Origin of the sequence: Raskinella chloraquaticus (SeqCode), assembly GCF_021731865.1 — a bacterium.
Taxonomy (GTDB): Bacteria; Pseudomonadota; Alphaproteobacteria; order Rhizobiales; family UBA4765; genus Raskinella; species Raskinella chloraquaticus.
Genome location: NZ_JAKFWN010000042.1, coordinates 21,515 through 38,976, shown reverse-complemented (window position 1 = coordinate 38,976; position 17,462 = coordinate 21,515). Strand labels below are relative to the sequence as shown.

Here is a 17,462-nt window from a genome sequence, read left to right as displayed (position 1 = left end):
GGCGCCGGGACCTTTACGGCGCTTTGCTGGCCGCATCGCTCGCCTTGAGGCGACGATGGGAGCGAATGCTGAGCGGGATCATCGCCAGATAAAAGATCGTCGACAGCGCCATCACCTCCCACGTGTAGGCAACCAGCAGGCCGATGAACAAGGCAACGCCCAGAAGGACCAGCATCACCCATTCACGCCCCACCGCAAGCTTTGATCCCTTGCCGGAATAGGTAGGCAATTGGCTCACCATCAGCCAGGCTATGAAAAGCACATAAAGTGCGACAAGCAGCGGCGGCAGAGACGATTTGGGCAACCCCAGCTCAACCAGATAGGCTGGCAGAAGCACGGTGATGGCGCCCGCAGGCGCCGGGATGCCGGTGAAGTAGCCCGCCGCCCAGGCAGGCTTGGTTGGATCATCAAGCTGGACGTTGAAGCGCGCAAGCCGAAGGGCCGCAGCGATGGCAAAAACGAGAGCGGCAATCCAGCCGGCATTGCGGATGTCGACGAGCAGCCATGAATAGAGGATGAGGGCGGGCGCGACGCCGAAATTGACAAAGTCGGTCAGGCTGTCGAGCTCGGCGCCGAACTTGGATGTTCCCTTGAGCAGGCGGGCAAGACGCCCGTCGATACCATCGAGAATGGCGGCAAAGATGACCGCAATCAGAGCCAGTTCGACCTTGCCTTCAATTGACAGACGAATAGCGGTGAGCCCCGAGCAGAGCGCCAGAAGCGTCACCAGATTAGGGGCCAGCACGCGCACCGGAATCTTGACGAAGCGGCGCGGAAGAGGTGGCTTTTGAGGGATGTCCTCGTTCATCGTCACCTCAGCTCACGCGCGTCGTGCGCAGTTCCTCTGCGCTTTTCAGATCCGCAAGGATGGTTTCACCCGCAATCATCGACTGACCGATGGCCACCAGCGGCAGGGTGCCTTGCGGAAAATACACGTCAACGCGCGAGCCGAAGCGGATGAGGCCGACGCGCTCGCCAGGCGCCACATGATCACCGCTGCGCTTGAAGCAGACAATGCGCCGGGCAATCAGACCCGCGATCTGCACCATGGCGAAACGCCCGGACGGCGCCTCGATGACGATGCCATTGCGTTCATTATCCTCGCTTGCCTTGTCGAGATCAGCATTGAGAAAGAGGCCGGGCTTGTAGGCGATCCTGGTGATGCGCCCGCCAACCGGCGCACGGTTCACGTGGCAATTGAAGACGCTCATGAAAATCGACACGCGCGGCAGCGCGCCTGACCCCAGTTCAAGCTCGGGCGGCGGCACAGCCGGACCGACAGCCGACACCGTCCCGTCAGCAGGCGAAATCACCAGCCCTTCGCGCAACGGCGTGACCCGCCTGGGATCACGAAAAAAGGTGATCGTCCAGCCGGTGACGATGAGGAATATCCAGCCGGGAATGCTGCCGAGCCAGTGAAACGAGAGCAGCATCGCCACGCCAGCGATGGCAATAAACGGGTATCCCTCGCGATGAACGGGCGGGATGGCGCGGCGGATCGATGACACGATGGTCTCAAGCATGAAGCACTAATCCCTGGTCGGCAGGCGGTGCGCCTGTCAATTCGCCGTGAACCTAGGGTCCAGACCTGCTAATTACAACCGCTACGTTGCGCGTTAGGCTAAGTCACCTTCGCATCATCATGGGAGTATCATATGGACCAGTCGGAATTGCGCAGCCTCCAGGCACCGATCAAGGAGCGCTATCGTGAGGCCCCCGACAGCGCCGTCGTGACGCTCAAAGCGCGCGGCTCGCTTGGCGAGGGCATCGCCTGCAAGGTTGAAACCGGCAGGGCGCTGGCGATTGCGGGCCTCCATCCGGCAAGCGGCGGCTCGGGCCTTGAACTGTGCTCGGGCGACATGCTGCTCGAGGCGCTTGTTGCCTGTGCCGGAGTGACCCTCAAGGCGGTCGCGACCGCGCTGTCGATCAATCTGCGCAACGCCGATATTCTTGCCGAAGGCGATCTTGATTTTCGCGGCACGCTTGGTGTCGCCAAGGACGCGCCGGTTGGTCTGCGCGATATCCGCCTTACCTTCAAGCTCGACACCGATGCCGCGCCCGATGCTGTCGACAAGCTCATCTCGCTCACCGAGCGCTATTGCGTGGTGCTGCAGACATTGCAGGTGCGCCCGAATATCAGCGTTACCGCCGAGCGGGAGTGAGCGATGGTGACAATGACCCCGATCGCACAGGTCGAGGGTGGACGCCATCTGCGGGGGGAACTGCGCGAGCCGGCATGGGCAACCGAGATCATGAAGGATTACTGGTAAGTTTCACTCCGCAGCCTGAGGCGGGGCCACTTTTTCGCCCTCGGCGGCGCGCTCATCGGCGAGGCGCTGCTTCAAGGCTTCCTCGGCTTCGGCAATCTCGCGCTGGCGGTTCCACATGTCAGCATAGACGCCGGCGCGCTTCACCAATTCATCGTGGCGGCCGCGCTCGACGATGACGCCCTTGTCGAGGACAAGGATTTCATCGGCATTCACGACCGTCGACAGGCGATGGGCGATGACAAGCGTGGTACGGTTTTGCGACACGGCGTCAAGCGCTGCCTGGATGTCGCGTTCGGTGCGCGAATCAAGCGCTGATGTTGCTTCATCGAGAATAAGGATTGGCGGGCTCTTGAGGATGGTGCGGGCAATCGCCACGCGTTGCTTCTCGCCGCCTGACAGCTTCAACCCGCGCTCGCCAACCGGTGTGGCGAACGCCTCCGGCAGGCTGCGGATGAAGGCGCCGATCTGCGCCTTGTCGGCAGCTTCTTCAACTTCCGCGTCGCTTGCTCCATCGCGGCCATAGGCGATGTTGTAGCGGATCGTGTCGTTGAACAGCACCGTATCCTGCGGCACCATGCCGATGGCAGCGCGCAGCGAGACCTGCGTCACGTCACGGATATCCTGACCATCGACGGTGACCCGTCCGCCGGCAATATCATAAAAACGGAAGAGAATGCGGCTGATCGTTGACTTCCCCGCGCCTGACGGGCCAACGATTGCGACCGTCTTGCCGGCCGGCACTTCAAAACTGACCTGACGCAGAATGGTGCGATTGGCGGCATAGTGGAAGACGACGTTGTCGAAGCGGACGGCGCCGCCCGTCACCTGCAACGGCTTGGCGCCAGGCGTGTCGGCGATCTCGGGATATTCATCAAGAACCTGAAACATCTTGTCGATGTCGACGAGCGATTGCCTGATCTCGCGATACATCGTGCCCATGAAATTCAGCGGCTGATAAAGCTGGATCATCAGGGCGTTGACAAGAATGAAGGAGCCGATGCTGACATGCCCCGCCAGCACATCGCCAGCCGACATCGCCATCACCACCGTCAGGCCGAGGGTGAAAATGATCGCCTGCCCGCCGTTAAGGACCGCCAGCGACACATAGGATTTGGTCGAGGAACGCTCATAAACAGCCATGGCGCGGTCGTAGCGCCCGGCCTCGCGCTTTTCGGCACTGAAATATTTGACGGTTTCATAATTGAGCAGGCTGTCGATCGCCTTGCCGTTCGAATCCTGGTCGGAATCGTTCATGATGCGGCGGATCGCCATGCGCCAATTGGTCGCCTGCACGGTGTAATAGAGGTAGGCGACGATCATCACCGCGAGCACCACGACATAGCGCCAGTCAAATTCACCCAGCAGCACGGCGCAGACCAGCAGGAATTCGATGATGGTTGGCACCAGCTGCAGGAAAAACATCCGGCTCAGCTGTTCGATGCCAACCCGGCCACGCTCCAGGACCCGTGTCAGCCCGCCGGTCTTTTTCTCCAGATGAAAGCGCAGCGACAGACGATGCATGTGCTCAAATGTCTGCATGGCGAGCTGGCGCACGGCATGCATGGCGACCTTGGCAAAAAGCCCGTCGCGCACCTGAATGATAAGCGCCATCACCACTCGCGAAACGCCGTAGAGGATGACGCCGGCAATGGGGGCTGCAACCAGCCAGGAAATCGGAGCAGCGCTTGCCGCCTGCGCCACGCCGGTGCTTGTCGCCACCAGCGCGTCAGTGGCCCATTTGAAGGTGAACGGCACGCCCACCGTCACCAGCTTTGCCACCAGAACGAGAACGAAACTGGCGATGATACGTAGTTGCAGATCCTTGCGGCTATGCGGCCACAGATAGGGCCACAGCAGCCGGGCGGTCGCCATGAGGCCGAGTTCAGCCTTGAGCCTGGGCGATGAGGTGGGCGCCTGCACTATCGAGGTCTCCGGATGGCCTGCACTGGATAAAAACAAGGTAGGCTGCTTGTAGCGCTTCGTTCCTTCCAAGCCTAGCGTCTTGACGCGACTCGATAGCTGAGGTCTTCAGAACGCATGACAATCATCTCATCCCCTGCCCTTGCTGCGGTATGCGTCTATTGCGGTTCATCGCCCGGCCGCTCACCCGGCTTCGAGATGGCGGCGCAGGCTTTGGGGGCCGCGATCGGGCAGGCGCGCCTGAGGCTGGTTTACGGCGGTGGCGGAACCGGGCTGATGGGCAGCGTCGCGCGGGCGACACGCGCAGCCGGCGGGAAGGTCACCGGCATCATTCCTGATTTCCTCGTTCAGCGCGAAGGACAGAACATCGAACTCGATGAACGTTTCGTGGTGCCCGACATGCACACACGCAAGCGCATGATGTTCGAGCGCGCCGATGGCTTCGTGGCGCTCCCCGGCGGTATCGGCACGCTCGAGGAACTCATCGAGATGCTGACCTGGTCGCAGCTTGGACGCCATGGCAAGCCCATCGTGATTGCCAATATCGACGGCTTCTGGGATCCGCTCGCCACATTGCTGGCGCATATGCGCACGCAAGGTTTTCTCAGAAATGATCCTGATTTCTCGCCGCGCTATCAGGTGGTGGATCGCATCGACGATGTGCTGCCTGCGTTGACGGCTGCTCTGGAGCCCGGCGCGCCGACGGTTCCGATCATCAAATTCTGACCATTGCATGGCTGGCGATCATGACGGGCGCTTGTCGGCTTATGGTGCGGCGGGCTACAAAACGCGATGACTGATACGCTCTCCATTGCACTTGCCCAGTTGTCGAGCCGGGTCGGCGATATCGCTGGTAATCTTGCCCGGGCGCGTCAGGCGCGGGCCGAGGCGGCGCGTCTGGGGGCCGAGCTTGTCCTGTTTCCTGAACTCTTCCTCGTTGGTTATCCACCTGAAGATCTGGTGCTGAAACCAGCCCTGCAGGAAGCCTGCCGGGTGGCCATTCACGAGCTGGCGCAAGAGACCGGCGATGGCGGACCGGCGGTCCTGATCGGTACGCCGTGGCGCGAGGCGGGGAAACTGCATAATGCGGTGGCGCTCCTCGAAGAGGGGCGGATTGCGACACTGCGCTTCAAGGTCGATCTGCCCAATTACGGGGTCTTTGACGAAAAGCGTGTGTTCACGCCGGGGCCCATGCCGGGGCCGATCAGTTTCAAGGGTGTGCGGATCGGTGTGCCGATCTGTGAGGATATCTGGGGCGGGGATATCGTTGAATGCCTGAGCGAGACGGGGGCAGAATTGCTGCTGGTACCCAATGGCTCGCCGTTTCGCCGGACAGTGCGCGATGAGCGCACCCATACCGTGGTGGCCAGGATCGCCGAGAGCGGATTGCCGATTGCCTACCTGAACCGGGTCGGTGGACAGGACGAGCTGGTGTTTGACGGCGCCTCCTTCGGGCTTAACGCCGATTACGGTCTTGCCTTCCAGCTCCCGGCGTTTGTTGAGACAGTCGCCCTGACGCGCTGGCAGCGAACATCGGCTGGCTGGGCTTGCGTTGAGGGAGGTAAGACCAGCCTGCCTGACGGACACGCGCAGACCTATAGCGCCGCGATGGCAGGCTTGCGCGATTATGTCGAGGCCAACCGTTTTCCCGGCGTCGTTCTTGGTCTGTCGGGCGGCATTGATTCAGCGCTTGTCGCAGCCCTTGCGGCTGACGCGCTTGGCCCTTCGCGCGTGCGCTGCGTCATGCTGCCCTATCGCTATACGGCGCAGATTTCACTCGATGACGCAAAACTGTGCGCGAACCGCCTCGGCTGCCCTTACGAAATCATTCCCATCGCACCGGCGGTCGAGGGGTTCCTCGCGGCGCTCGGCCCGGCACTGGCCGGTACCTCGCCCGATATCACGGAGGAAAACCTGCAATCGCGGGCCCGCGGCACCATCCTCATGGCGCTTTCCAACAAGTTCGGCGGCATGGTGGTGACAACCGGCAATAAATCGGAAATGTCGGTTGGCTACGCCACACTCTATGGCGACATGAATGGCGGCTTCAATCCGATCAAGGATATTTACAAGACCGAAGTCTACGAGCTGGCACGCTGGCGCAACGCTCATGTGCCGGCAGGCGCGCTTGGACCCGATGGCGAGGTGATTCCGCTCAATATCATCGAGCGGGCGCCCAGCGCCGAATTACGCGAAAATCAGACGGACCAGGATTCGCTGCCGCCCTATGAGGTGCTGGATGCTATTCTCCATGGCCTTGTCGAGGAAGAACGGCCGATCGCCGACATCGTCGCACAGGGTTTTGATATCGCGACCGTCAAACGCATCGAGCATCTGCTGAATATCGCCGAATACAAGCGCCGGCAGGCAGCCCCCGGTGTCAAGATTTCAACGCGCAATTTCGGTCGTGACCGGCGCTACCCGATCTCCCACGGCTTCCGCGATCCGGGCATCCCGGTCAATCCGTCAGACGACACCAATGTCCTGTTCCAGCCGCGCATTAATGCTGTCGATGTGTGAAAGCAGCGAGTGATGAACGCCGCCCTGCTGCTCGCCTTTGTGACCGCCAGCGCGATACTTGTGGCCATACCGGGCCCCAATGTGGCGCTGATTGTCAGCAACACGCTGACCCACGGCCTGCGCTTTGGCCTGGCGACAGTGGCCGGCACCGCCAGCGCCATCGCCGTGCAGCTGCTGGTCGTCATCTTCAGCGCCGGTCTGTTGACAGGGGATGCGGGGGGCGCCCTGGAGGTGCTGCGCGCGCTTGGCGTTGCCTATCTCCTGTGGCTCGCCCTTGCGGCGTGGCGGGCAAGGCCTGAAGAATTGGGCGATAATCCCTCCCCGCCGCGCCCGCTCATGGCGATCGCCGGTGGCGGCTTTGTGGTTGGCCTCAGCAATCCCAAGACATGGCTCTTCTACGGCGCCTTCTTTCCCCAGTTCATTGACGCATCGGGGGATGTGCCCGGCCAGTTCCGCGTGCTGGCGCTCACGTTCTTCGTGGTGACGAGCGTGCTTGATGGCGCCTGGGCGTTGGGTGCCGCCCGCCTGCGCGGATTGCTGTTGCTGTCAGGCCGGCTGCGCAACCGTTTGACGGCTCTTGTCCTGTTACTTGCCGCTGTCGGGCTTTTGCTTGTCCGCACCGGCCTTCACGCCGCCGGGTGACTTGACGCGCCGGCGGGTTGGCAGATCAGACGGCGATGCGCCGGCAAGCGGCAGGATCTCGATACGGTGTGGGGTCATGACGGTAACGAACCATGACTGCCAGACGCGCAGATGAAAGGAAAGAATTTCCGTCATGAACGCATCGGCGGCCTTGAAATCGCGCAAGGGATCAGAGGCCGAAAGGGAAGGGATGACGGGATCGATCCGCTGGTCTGGTACTGTCTCGTTATCTTTTGCCATCTCACCCTCAACTCGCCCGCAACAGCCACGTGCCAATCTCTTCTATTCCAGATAAATGAAAAAACGGCGAAGGTGGGCAATTCCCCCTTGACAGAGGGCGTTGCGCGACGAACACCGCTCACATGAGCATTCCCACCGTCCGCTTCGCCCCCTCGCCGACCGGCTATCTCCATATCGGCAATCTGCGCCCTGCCCTGTTCAACTGGCTCTATGCCAAGGCGCATGGCGGGCGCTTTATCCTGCGCTACGATGATACAGACCGCGAGCGCTCAACTGCGGAGTTTGCCGACGCCATCGCAGCCGATCTTGCCTGGATTGGCATCGTGCCTGATCTCGTCATCGCCCAATCGGACCGGCTTCCAAGCTATGACGCGGCGGTTGAAACATTAAAGGCCTCCGGTCTGCTCTATCCCTGTTACGAGACGCCTGACGAGCTTGATCGCCGCCGCAAGCGCCAGCAGGCGCGTGGCTTACCGCCGATCTATGACCGCGCCGCCCTCAACCTCAGCGCAGAAGAGCGCGCCAGCCTCGAGGCTGCCGGGCGCAGGGCACATTGGCGCTTCAAGCTTTCGGGTGGCGATATCGCCTTCAACGACCTTATCCGCGGCGAGGTGCATGTGCGCGCCGACACGCTGTCGGACCCGGTGCTGGTGCGCGAGGATGGCACCTACCTCTATACATTGACCTCGGTGGTGGATGATATCGCGCTTGACGTCACCCATGTTATTCGCGGGGAGGACCATGTCACCAATACCGGGGTGCAGATCGAGATATGGCGCGGGCTTGGCGGTGTCGTCCCGGTTTTTGCCCACCATAATCTTCTGACGACCAGCGATGGCGAAGGATTGTCAAAGCGCAGCGGTGCGCTCAGCCTGCGTTCGCTGCGGGCGGATGGCTTTGAGCCGATGGCTGTGGCCAGCCTTGCGACGCTGCTTGGTACGGCCAATGCCGTGGAGCCGGTTGCAACGCTTGGCGCGCTCGCGGCGAAGCTTGATCTGTCGCACATCTCGCGCGCACCCGCGAAATTCGATCCCGGCGAAGTCGCCGCACTCAACGCCAAGCTGGTGCATGGCCTGCCCTATGCTCACGTTGAAGAACGCCTCGCCAAACTTGCGGTTGGGGGAGGTGAAGATTTCTGGCTGACGATACGCGCCAACCTCGTCAAGGTCAGCGACGCTGCGCAGTGGTGGCAAGTTGCAACCGGCGACCTTCCGGCGATGACCGAGGATGAGACGATGATGACCCTTGCTGCTGATCTCCTGCCGCCCGAACCGTGGGATGTGCAGGTCTGGGGACTATGGGCAAATGCGGTCAAGGCAGCGAGCGGGCGCAGCGGCAAGGATCTTTTTCTTCCCCTGCGGCGCGCCCTCACGGGCCGCGATCACGGGCCGGAGATGAAGTCCTTTCTTCCCTTCATTGGCCGCGAACGGGCCTATGCCCGCCTGATTGGCGCGCGCCGGCCAGCCTGATCCTAATCGACCGTGCCTGGCTGCGTGGTGCCGCGTAGCCCGAATTCGCCGATGACATCGCTTGCCTGCGACACCTCCGGGCGCGTGGAGATTTTGACGGGACTCTTTGGATCGTCATCACCGGCGACATGGTCATGGGTGCGGGCGTCGGGTCCCTTCAGCTCGTCGATCGCCTGGCGGGCCGCCTGGACGCCCGCCTGACAGCCGCAAGCGCGATCGAATTCACGGCGGAAGCGATAGGCGGCTTTCAGTGCCGTATAGGGCTTGCCATCGAGACCCACGGCCTCATCACTGCCGCCACCGGGATTACGGTGGACGTAAAGCGCAACCTCGTTGCCGGGACAGGCGCTGCGGCAGGTTTGCGCATCCTTGGCAAAATTGCGGGACGATGTCTGGTAGCTCACCGGCCAGAAATAACCATCGCAGGTGCGCACGCATAACGTCCGGTAGTGGCCGCTTGCTGATATGACCGTATTGCTGCGCGCATTCGTCGGGCGAAACGGTGGCTTGGCCGAAGGCGCAGGCGCGGGGCGGGGCTCGCTTGCTGGCGGCGGTGGCTTGTTGACTGCGGTCACCGCGGCCTGGCTAGCGCCCCCCAGGCTGAACCAGGACAGAAGGCCGTCAACGGGCGCAAAGGCCTCAACCGGCGCGGCGCGCCTGGGTGTTTCGCCATGACATGAAGCAGCCGCGAGGCGACGCTGCAAGGCACCGCGTCTGGCCTGCAGGCTAGCGATGCCGTCTTTTTGCCCTATCCGGCGCTCGAGGCTGGCGAGATTGGCTTCCATGCCGGCAACGAGAGTGGCGAACCGGCTGCAATCGCCCGCAGCGGACAATTCGCAGCGGTGCTTCTGGGCTCGCGCGGTACTGAGTTCGCTTCGCTGACGCTGAGCGGCGCCGGCAAAATCAGTTGCGGCAATAGAGCGATCAAGGCGCGACAGTTCGGCGGAAAGGGCGGCGCATTGGGACGCCATGGCAAAGGCTGGCCGGCTCACCACCAGCACAAAACCCATACCCAGCAAGCCAAGCCAGGGCCGCTGCATCACGCCAACACCCTACCCGACAGTGTCAGACACTGTCTTCCGCATCTCTCGCGAGCCAGCACGGATCGCAGAAAAATCGTGAACGGGGGAAGCGAAGCGGTCAATTTTCCAATTGAAACATGGCTAATGAAGCCTCAACCTGGATGGTGGCGCCGGGGCACGCGCGATGATAGCACTGCTGCTCAGGACCCTGGAGTGTGCCATGCCCTTTTCCCGCCTCGCGGTTTTGTTCTGCGCGCTTGCTCTTCTTGGCGCCGGAGCGGCGCGCGCTGAACAGCCCGACCTCATCTTCAAGAAATCGACGGTGTGGAAATTCCTGCTGCCGGATGACAAGCTGGCGACCTACGCCATCGACGACCCGCTGGTTGAAGGAATTGCCTGCCATTACACGGTCCCGGAGAAGGGCGGCGTTGCCGGCCTTGTCGGCGTTGCCGAGGAATTATCCAATGCGTCGCTCGCCTGCCGGCAGATCGGCCCGATCCGGTTTCAAGGAAAATTCGAGCAGGGCGAGGAAATGTTCGAGCAGCGCCGCTCGCTGTTCTTCAAGCGCGTGCGCATTGTTCGCGGCTGCGATGCCAAGCGCAACGTCCTCGTCTATCTCATCTATACCGACAAGCTGATCGACGGCTCGCCAGAGAATTCGACGTCGACGGTCGCTATCACGCCATGGGGAGGGGATGGCGCTCCCCGTTGCGCTGATTTCCTCAAGCGATAAGCGCTGTCAGGATTTGGTGCAGGTGATACGCATGAAGCCGTGGCAGCCACGACCAGTACACGACAGACCGCTGGCGATCTGTCTGGTCTCCGCATAAAGGCCGACATCGCGTTCCTGAACCACTTCGATGACGCGGGCAAAGCCGGCTGCCTCACAGAAATGCTGGGCGGTCGAGGGGCCACACTCGATGCCGGGCGAGCTGCACCAGTCGAGGCGCTGGCCGTGATAGGCGGGACGCGGAAAGCGTACCGTGGTCTTGCCATATTTGCGATAGGCACGCCGATTTACGGTCGGCAAGTCGCTTAACCCTTCAGGCCCGTGTATCTGGGCGCGAGGCAGGACATGATCGCCCGCCTGTCGATCGTTGGGGGTGTGGATAACGATACTGAGCGGGGGGACACCAGCAAGACCTGGCCAGTCAGCGTGCGCGCGACCTGCGGCAAACACCACACACAGAACGCAAACACGCAGCACCCAACGCATTGTCATCACCCGATACCGCACTCACCGCGCCCAAGGGTAGGCGCAAGCGATTAAGGTTTCCTTGTCATCGCACAACGGCTGCACCTGGCCACGCGCTCAGGCCGCCTGCTGCAACCAGTCGGTATCAGAGATACGGGTGGCAAAACGGATACCGGCGTGCTCACCCGTCAGGCGGACCACCGTGCCGGCAATGGTACGACTGTCTGAGAGCTCGAGGCTGATCTCATCGCCAACCTGCATTCCGGGCGAGGCGATGATGCGCGCGCCCGTCTCGGAGACATCAACAATCGCCGAGTTCATGCGCTTGCCAGCGCCATTGATCACAATCGCTTCCGACATCTTGGTACGCAGCGAGCGCCGCCGGTCATCAATATCCGTGCTCACCTCAATGATGAATTTATCGATAAAGGCTGCCAGGTCGACAGTTGCTATATTCAGTTTTTCCGCCACGTCCTGAACAATCTCGGCCTCCTGCGCCGTTTCGCTCACGGTTGTCGAAACGCCGTCAAGACTACGGGTCACAACACCACTTCCGTTAAAGGCCGATTGCAGGGATTTGGCGATTTCCTGGGTGGATGCCTGCTGTTCCTCGACCGCAGACGCGATGCTGGTCGTCACCTGATTGATCTCGGCAACCGCATCCGATATCTCGCGGATGGAGGAAACGGCGGAGCGCGTGTAGTTCTGCACGCCATTGATCTGTTCGCTGATATCTTGCGTTGCCTTGGCCGTCTGGCTGGCCAGCGCCTTCACCTCGGCTGCCACCACGGCAAAACCCTTGCCAAGCTCGCCGGCGCGCGCGGCTTCGATGGTGGCGTTGAGTGCCAGAAGATTGGTCTGTTCGGCAATGTCGCGGATGAGGCTGACGACATTGCCGATCTGCTCGGCAGCGGCTGCGAGCGAGGAGACGTTACGATCCGTCGCGACGGCCGTTTCAGCGGCTGCAGCCACAAGCGTCGTTGCCCGGTGCGTCTGGGTCGAAATCTCGCGGATGGAATTTGCAAGCTCCTCGGTTGCCTCGCTCACGCTGCGCACATCGCCAGCGGCGCTTTGGGAGGCGGCATTTGCCTGGTCGACCTCGGTATTGGACTGACGTGAGACCTCGTTGAGCTTGGCCGCTGTCGTTTTCATCTGGCCGGCCTGATGGTCAACCGACGAGAGCATATTAGCCAGAGCACCACGAAAACGCCCCACCAAGCGATCAATATTTGCCTGACGCTGCCGTTCCTTGTCGCGCTCTGCCTGTCCGGACCGCTCAAGGCGCAGCCGCTCCACGGCGTTTTGCCGGAATATATCAACGGCACCCGCCATTTCGCCGATTTCATCCTTGCGGTGACGATCGACAATTTCAACCGAAGTGTCGTTGCGGGCAACGCGGCCCATGGCGGCCACCAGCCGGCCGATCGGGGCGGCAATCGAGCGGGCGACGCCGAAGGTGACAAGAATGGTGACAACGATCAGCCCGGCAATCAGCGCGCTCAGCCACCAGAACGCCGTTGTTCCGCTCTCTGCAAGGCTGGTGGCCGCAGCCACGATGTCGGCGGCAACGCGATCCTCAATATTTTTCAGCCCATCGATGCGCTGCGTGCTGGCGTTAAACCATTGCGGCCCCGTCACCCCTTCCAATGGTCCGCCAAAGGGCAGAGCGTAGGCGCGGTTGCGCAAGGCGGCGACATCGCCTGATGACTTGCCGCCAAGTTCACGGGCAAGCTCGGCCTTGTGAGCGCTGTCAGCGAATTTTGTGAAAACCGAAAAATATGTTTCCTGCATCGCGCCAAGCTGGACGAAGCGCGTATGGATTTGCGAGGAAAATTGCCCCGCGCCGAAGCCGGCGGCGCCAAAGGCCCGTTCCTGACCGGCATGCTCCTTGGCCTGAAGCAGTGCCGAATAAGCAATCACCGACTGAATGACACGCCCGTAATCATTCGCTCTTGCGACATTTTCAACAATGGCCAGCAAGTCACCAATCATGGCTGTGTAATAGCCAGCGACATCCGGCACGGCGCTGGCGAATTTGTCGATCATCTGGCGTTTGTCGCCGAGCGCGGACAAGGCGGCATTGGCGCGCGCGAGCGGCTGCGCCAGGACGGCATCACCCAGCAATCCACCCTTTGCGGCGGTCTGCTGGCGGAAGCGCAGAAGCGCCGCATCCGTGGCGGCACGACGGGCAGGAACAGCATCGGCGAAGGCCTTGCCGGCTGAACTTACATAGCCAACTGACGTCCCGCGCTCTTTCTGCAATTCATGAACCAGCCCGGAAATCGCCGGAGCAAGGCCGATGATTTCTGCTATTTGTTCCGCCGCGCCTGACGTTCGGCGCAGCTCCCAGATCTTGTTGCCAGCCAGGGCGATCAGCACCAGCATCGGAATGAGACAAAGCATCGCCAGCCGGGTCGAAATTCTCGCATTGCTCATCAATCGTGCCATTGTCGCCTCACAAATTCACCATCCCGTCTTGGCCGATCATGGTTAAGAGCGCTTAAGCTTGTCTTACTGACGCTCAGAACATCATCAACTTCGGGTAATTTTACTTTCGTGCCTTGACCCTGAGCAAAGCAGGTGGCACTTACAAATGATGAGACATGCGCCTGCGACGATTTTATCCATTTGTATCGGCGGCTGAGATTAAAGCGCCGTCGCGGCCGTTCGCAGTCTTGATATCCCTTTGATGAACGGACGCCCCGGCAACGCCAGGGAGAACTGCCCATGGGGCTACGCCTTTACAATACGCTGACCCGGCAGAAGGAGCCCTTCGAGCCGATCGATGCGGACAATGTGCGCATGTATGTGTGCGGGCCGACAGTCTATGATTTTGCCCATATCGGCAATGCACGGCCGGTGATCGTCTTTGATGTGCTCTACCGGCTGCTGCGCCACCTCTACGGCGCCGACCATGTCACCTATGTGCGCAACATCACCGATGTGGACGACAAGATCAACGAGCGCGCAGCGCGCGATTATCCCGCTCTGCCGCTCAATGAGGCGATCGGCAAGGTCACTCAAGAAACGGCGGCGCAATACCACAAGGACGTAGCCGCACTGGGCTGCCTTCCCCCTACCCATGAGCCGCGCGCGACCGAGCACATCGCCGGCATGCGGGAGATCATCGAGCGGCTGGTTCAGACGGGCTTTGCCTATGTGGCGGAAGGGCACGTGTTGTTTTCACCTGCCGCCATGGACAGTGCCGGGGGGATGATCCCGCGTTATGGCGCGCTCGCCAATCGCAGCCTGGATGAAATGATCGCCGGCGCGCGGGTCGATGTCGCGCCCTACAAGCGCGAGGCGACCGATTTCGTTTTGTGGAAGCCCTCGAAAGAGGACGAGCCCGGCTGGCCCTCGCCCTGCGGTATCGCCAGCCTCGGGCGGCCCGGCTGGCATATCGAATGCTCGGCCATGTCGAAGCATTTCCTCGGCGAGACTTTCGACATCCATGGCGGCGGCATCGATCTCGTCTTTCCCCATCACGAGAACGAGGTGGCGCAATCGTGCTGCGCTCATCGCACGGCGCGCATGGCCAATGTGTTCATGCATAATGGCTTCCTCCAGGTCGAGGGGCAAAAGATGTCCAAGAGCCTGGGGAATTTCATCACCATTGATGAGCTGCTGAGCTCCACGAAATTCGGCGGGCGGCGCTGGTCTGGCGAGGTGCTGCGCCTTGCCATGCTGAAGACCCATTACCGCCAGCCGATTGACTGGACGGTGAAGGCGCTGGAGGAGGCGGAGGGCATCCTTGACGAGTGGTCTGAGGTGACGAAGGGCGTTGCGGCGACAACGCCTTCCGCGGCCCTGCTTGACGCACTCAGCGATGATCTGAATGCGTCGATGGCGATTGCTGAATTGCATCGCCTGCGCAAACAAGGGGACGCGCCGGGATTGCGCGCCGGCATGGATTTATTCGGCATTCAGCCCATCATGCCTGCAGTCGGTGAGCTGACTGAAGATGAGCGGCGCGAAATCGACCAGCTTGTCAGCGCCAACACCGCCGCACGGGCGGTGAAAGACTATGCAAAAGCCGATGAAATTAGAAATATGCTCAACGCCAGGAAGATTATTCTCAAAGTTGCAAAGGATGGCACGACACGCTGGGCGATGAAGCCATGACCCCTCCCCTTACAGGTGGTTGCCAATGCGGCGCGGTGCGGTTTGCCTGCGACAGTCTTGGGCGCGCTTCCATCTGCCATTGCCGCATGTGCCAGAAGGCCTTTGGCGGCTATTTTGGCCCGCTGGTGACAGCCCATGGCCTGCGGTGGACACGCGGGCGGCTCAAACATTGGCAAAGCTCGCAAGAGGTCAGGCGCGGCTTTTGCAATAATTGCGGCACGCCCTTGACGTTCGAGCCGGAGGGCGGCGGTGTCGATGTTGCCATTGGCGCCTTCGACGAGGCGCATGCCATCACCCCTGAAATTCAGCTTGCCCGCGAGGCACGGCTGCCGTCCTTCGACCGGCTGCACACCCTGCCGCTTCTCGATGATGCCGATGGCAGGATCGCGGCGCGCTTTGCCCGCATCACATCCAACCAGCATCCCGATCACGACACGCCGCGATGGACAATAAAATCATGACGCGTGAGCGCCTCTACCTGTTCGACACCACGTTGCGCGACGGAGCGCAGACGACGGGCGTTGATTTTTCGCTGGCCGACAAGCTGACGGTCGCGAAACTGCTGGATGAGCTTGGCATCGACTATGTCGAGGGCGGCTATCCCGGCGCCAATCCGCTCGACACCCAGTTCTTTGCCGCCCGGCCTAACATCAAGGCGCGCTTCACCGCCTTCGGCATGACCAAACGAGCGGGGCGCTCGGCTGCCAATGATCCAGGCGTTGCCGCCCTCATCGACGCCAAAGCCGATGCCATCTGTTTTGTTGCCAAGGCGTGGGACTATCAGGTGCATGTGGCGCTTGGCATCACGCTTGAGGACAATATTGACGGCATCATCCAGTCGATTGCAGCGGCGAAAGCCGCCGGGCGCGAGGCCATGCTTGATTGCGAGCATTTCTTTGATGGCTACAAGGCCAATCGCACCTATGCGCTGCAATGTGCCCAGGCAGCCTACGATTCCGGCGCCCGCTGGGTGGTGTTATGCGACACCAATGGCGGAACCCTGCCACACGAGGTGGAGGCCATCGTCAAAGATGTCTGCGCCCACATCCCCGGCGATCATCTGGGCATCCATGCGCATAACGATACCGAGCAGGCGGTAGCGAATTCGCTGGCTGCGGTGCGCGCGGGAGTACGGCAAATCCAGGGTACGCTCAACGGGCTTGGTGAGCGCTGCGGCAACGCCAATCTGACGTCCCTCATTCCGACGCTGCTGCTGAAGGCTGATTACGCCAAGCATTTCCATATCGGCGTCAGCGCCGACAGTGTGGCAACGCTCACCCGCGCCTCGCGCCAGCTTGACGAATTGCTCAACCGCCCGCCCAATCCGCATGCGCCCTATGTGGGACATTCAGCGTTTGCCACCAAGGCCGGCATCCACGCCTCCGCCGTGCTGAAGGAGCCCAAGACCTATGAGCATGTAAGCCCGGAGAGTATCGGCAACCATCGCAAGGTGCTGGTCTCCGATCAGGCGGGAAAATCCAACCTTCTGGCTGAACTTGAGCGGCTTGGCGTTACGCCGTCGAGGGATGATCCGCGCCTCAATCGTTTGCTTGAGGAACTGAAAGAGCGCGAGGCACTGGGTTATGCCTATGAGGGGGCGGACGCGTCCTTCTTCCTGCTGGCGCGGCGCATCCTTGGCGAGGTGCCGACTTATTTCACGGTCGAGCGCTTCAAGGTGAATGTCGAGCGGCGCTTCAACGCCATGGGCGAACTGGTCACGTTCTCGGAAGCCATCGTCAAGGTGCGCGTCGGCAGCCAGTCGCTGATGTCGGTTGCGGAAGGCAATGGTCCGGTGCACGCGCTTGACCAGGCGCTACGCAAGGATCTGGGCGAGTACCAGTCGGCGATCGGCGATCTCAGGCTTGCCGATTACAAGGTGCGCATCTTCCAGGGCGGTACGGAAGCTGTGACCCGCGTCCTCATCGACAGCATGGATTCAGGCGGCGAGAGGTGGACGACGGTTGGCGTGTCAGCCAACATCATCGACGCCTCATTTCAGGCGCTGAGCGATTCCATCACTTACAAATTGTTGAAAGAAGGCGCGACGCCGGCCGTCTGACGA

At 61.4% G+C, this 17,462-nt stretch carries 16 protein-coding genes; 9 read left to right on the top strand and 7 right to left on the bottom strand.

Features of this window, described 5'->3' with window-relative positions; translation table 11 throughout:
- Positions 1–13: 13 nt before the first annotated feature.
- Both pssA and ACINK1_RS13775 read right to left on the bottom strand, forming a co-directional pair.
- On the bottom strand, positions 14–808 hold the full coding sequence (pssA, locus tag ACINK1_RS13780) for a CDP-diacylglycerol--serine O-phosphatidyltransferase (protein WP_376800474.1): 795 nt from the start codon (positions 806–808) through the stop codon (positions 14–16).
- A gap of 7 nt (positions 809–815) precedes the next feature.
- Positions 816–1,523, bottom strand: coding sequence for a phosphatidylserine decarboxylase (locus ACINK1_RS13775; protein ID WP_376800475.1), 708 nt, complete (start codon positions 1,521–1,523; stop codon positions 816–818).
- A gap of 132 nt (positions 1,524–1,655) precedes the next feature.
- Between ACINK1_RS13775 and ACINK1_RS13770 the strand changes: the two genes are divergently transcribed.
- On the top strand, positions 1,656–2,162 hold the full coding sequence (locus tag ACINK1_RS13770) for an OsmC family protein (protein WP_376800476.1): 507 nt from the start codon (positions 1,656–1,658) through the stop codon (positions 2,160–2,162).
- Positions 2,163–2,273: 111 nt separating this feature from the next.
- Here the strand turns inward: ACINK1_RS13770 and ACINK1_RS13765 are convergent, their stop codons facing one another.
- Positions 2,274–4,142, bottom strand: coding sequence for an ABCB family ABC transporter ATP-binding protein/permease (locus ACINK1_RS13765; protein WP_376800510.1), 1,869 nt, complete (start codon positions 4,140–4,142; stop codon positions 2,274–2,276).
- A 165-nt stretch (positions 4,143–4,307) separates the two neighbouring features.
- On the opposite strand from ACINK1_RS13765, the gene ACINK1_RS13760 reads away from it, so the two are divergent.
- The 3 genes from ACINK1_RS13760 to ACINK1_RS13750 all read left to right on the top strand — a co-directional run bounded on the left by ACINK1_RS13760 (position 4,308) and on the right by ACINK1_RS13750 (position 7,352).
- A complete protein-coding gene (locus tag ACINK1_RS13760) occupies positions 4,308–4,916 on the top strand; it encodes a TIGR00730 family Rossman fold protein (RefSeq protein ID WP_376800477.1) in 609 nt (202 codons plus the stop codon).
- Between the two features lie 66 nt (positions 4,917–4,982).
- Positions 4,983–6,710: an NAD+ synthase gene (locus tag ACINK1_RS13755; protein WP_376800478.1), complete on the top strand. Its 1,728-nt coding sequence runs from the start codon at positions 4,983–4,985 to the stop codon at positions 6,708–6,710.
- 12 nt (positions 6,711–6,722) lie between these two features.
- A complete protein-coding gene (locus tag ACINK1_RS13750) occupies positions 6,723–7,352 on the top strand; it encodes a LysE family translocator (RefSeq protein WP_376800479.1) in 630 nt (209 codons plus the stop codon).
- Here the strand turns inward: ACINK1_RS13750 and ACINK1_RS13745 are convergent.
- On the bottom strand, positions 7,296–7,592 hold the full coding sequence (locus tag ACINK1_RS13745; RefSeq protein ID WP_376800480.1) for a hypothetical protein: 297 nt from the start codon (positions 7,590–7,592) through the stop codon (positions 7,296–7,298). The genes ACINK1_RS13750 and ACINK1_RS13745 overlap by 57 nt on opposite strands.
- 122 nt (positions 7,593–7,714) lie before the next feature.
- On the opposite strand from ACINK1_RS13745, the gene gltX reads away from it, so the two are divergent.
- A complete protein-coding gene (gltX, locus tag ACINK1_RS13740) occupies positions 7,715–9,061 on the top strand; it encodes a glutamate--tRNA ligase (protein WP_376800481.1) in 1,347 nt (448 codons plus the stop codon).
- A 2-nt stretch (positions 9,062–9,063) separates the two neighbouring features.
- Here gltX and ACINK1_RS13735 read toward each other — a convergent pair whose 3' ends face one another.
- On the bottom strand, positions 9,064–10,101 hold the full coding sequence (locus tag ACINK1_RS13735) for a DUF2865 domain-containing protein (RefSeq protein ID WP_376800482.1): 1,038 nt from the start codon (positions 10,099–10,101) through the stop codon (positions 9,064–9,066).
- Between the two features lie 202 nt (positions 10,102–10,303).
- On the opposite strand from ACINK1_RS13735, the gene ACINK1_RS13730 reads away from it, so the two are divergent.
- Complete coding sequence (locus ACINK1_RS13730; RefSeq protein ID WP_376800483.1) at positions 10,304–10,816, top strand: CreA family protein; 513 nt, start codon at positions 10,304–10,306, stop codon at positions 10,814–10,816.
- 6 nt (positions 10,817–10,822) lie between these two features.
- Here ACINK1_RS13730 and ACINK1_RS13725 read toward each other — a convergent pair whose 3' ends face one another.
- Both ACINK1_RS13725 and ACINK1_RS13720 read right to left on the bottom strand, forming a co-directional pair.
- Positions 10,823–11,305: a hypothetical protein gene (locus ACINK1_RS13725; RefSeq protein WP_395760158.1), complete on the bottom strand. Its 483-nt coding sequence runs from the start codon at positions 11,303–11,305 to the stop codon at positions 10,823–10,825.
- Between the two features lie 90 nt (positions 11,306–11,395).
- Entirely contained in the window at positions 11,396–13,714 is a 2,319-nt protein-coding gene (locus ACINK1_RS13720) for a nitrate- and nitrite sensing domain-containing protein (protein WP_376800485.1), read from the bottom strand.
- Positions 13,715–14,005: 291 nt separating this feature from the next.
- Between ACINK1_RS13720 and cysS the strand changes: the two genes are divergently transcribed.
- The 3 genes from cysS to cimA are packed head-to-tail and all read left to right on the top strand — an operon-like array spanning position 14,006 to position 17,459.
- Complete coding sequence (cysS, locus tag ACINK1_RS13715; protein WP_376800486.1) at positions 14,006–15,400, top strand: cysteine--tRNA ligase; 1,395 nt, start codon at positions 14,006–14,008, stop codon at positions 15,398–15,400.
- Complete coding sequence (locus ACINK1_RS13710) at positions 15,397–15,861, top strand: GFA family protein (RefSeq protein ID WP_376800487.1); 465 nt, start codon at positions 15,397–15,399, stop codon at positions 15,859–15,861. The genes cysS and ACINK1_RS13710 overlap by 4 nt, the downstream gene beginning before the upstream one ends.
- On the top strand, positions 15,858–17,459 hold the full coding sequence (cimA, locus tag ACINK1_RS13705; RefSeq protein WP_376800511.1) for a citramalate synthase: 1,602 nt from the start codon (positions 15,858–15,860) through the stop codon (positions 17,457–17,459). The genes ACINK1_RS13710 and cimA overlap by 4 nt, the downstream gene beginning before the upstream one ends.
- Positions 17,460–17,462: the final 3 nt, after the last annotated feature.